We start from the raw sequence: 1,545 nt of genomic DNA on the forward strand, positions 1-1,545 counted from the left end.
CATACTGTTGAAAAACAATCTAGTCAATAGATAAAATATAAAAATTCTGATAAAATCTCCTCGTGAATGAAATGAAACGAGGAGATTTTTTATGTATGTTACATATTCCAGAAGAGAAATTGAAGAAAACCGAAAACACTATGAAATGATGTATGATGCTTCGCATCATTTAGTGAAAATAGACTCAGTGATGGATTGGGATTTTGTAAGTAGGAAGTTAGAAGTGTTCTATCCGCATCGTATTGGTCGCCCAACAAAAGATCCCATTATGTTAGTGAAGATCTTACTGATTCAATATTTGGAAGGGCTTCGTTCCGTTCGTTTTACATGTAATCAAGTCAAACAGAATGCGACATATCGGTGGTTTTTAGGTGTTTCTCCCTATGAGAAAATTCCTAATCACTCAACAATCTCTAAATTCCTCTCACAACGCCTACAAAATACGAAGTTTTGGGAGGATTTGTTTCAACATTGTCTTCGTCTTATTCAACAAGAAGGCTTTATCGCAAATGAAACATGGATTGCGGATGAAACAGAATTAAAGGCAAATGCGAATAAGCGTGTACGTGAAATCATTGTGGTGGAACAAGTAATAGAAGAAAAAGAGGAAGATTTGGCGATGATTAATGATTATCGATTACGTCATGGAAAGAAACCGCTACAAGCAAAAGGTTCCAAAATAGAAGAAAGGCAAATCATCGTGAGTCCTGTAGATCCGGAAGCGCGTTTATCAGTCAAGCATGATCCACGAGGACGATTTGCTTATTTTGAGCATCGTATAGTAGATTCCCTGCATAACTTTATCATTGCCACAGATGTTACTCCTGCCAATGTGCCCGGTCATCGCAAGTTAATGGGACAAATTCAGGGTTTGAAGCAAACTCTAGGGAAGTATGCGAACGAAATCGCTCTTGATTCGGGCTATTATAACGCTTCCTTGGCACGAAGCTTGTTTCAGTACGGCTTTTTTGTCTACATGTCGTACCGTCGTTTTCCTACAAAAGAGCACCCGAATTGTCGCCGTTATCAATTTAAACAAGTGAGCGAAGAACTCTATGCCTGTCCGTGTGGTGTACCGTTTCATTATAAAACAACCACTCGGCAAGGTTATCACGAGTTCAAACCACCCAAAGGAAGTTGTAAGGCATGTCCGTTTGCGAAACAAGAAAATCAAGATCGGGTGTTACGAGTTTCCATCCACCAAGGAACTTACGATAAAATGAGAATCCAACGATTAACTGTGAGAGGAAAAGTTTTAAAATCAGTTCGTCCATCTACAGTTGAATTAAGTTTCGCACATAGTAAAGAACTCCATGGCTTACGCTATGCGCGATACCGTGGAGTTCAAAAGGTTAAAGCACAAGTTTTGATGACCGCCATCATACAAAACTTAAAAAAGTGGACCAAACTTCGCTCACTTAAGCAAGTTGGTTTACACCTAACACATCAAATTATAGAAGAACCAACTTTATAATACAAATAAAAAATCAAGAAAATGCCAAAAAAATTGGCATTTTCTTGACAAAATCTTTTTTCAACAAAGTG

The 1,545-nt window shown here is 38.1% G+C and carries 1 protein-coding gene; it reads left to right on the forward strand.

The window, feature by feature from the left end; genetic code table 11:
* Positions 1-91 precede the first annotated feature (91 nt).
* Complete coding sequence (locus BAMA_RS23135; protein WP_034644384.1) at positions 92-1,474, forward strand: IS1182 family transposase; 1,383 nt, start codon at positions 92-94, stop codon at positions 1,472-1,474.
* The last annotated feature ends 71 nt before the right edge of the window (positions 1,475-1,545 follow it).

Source organism: Bacillus manliponensis (assembly GCF_000712595.1).
Classification (GTDB): domain Bacteria; phylum Bacillota; class Bacilli; order Bacillales; family Bacillaceae_G; genus Bacillus_A; species Bacillus_A manliponensis.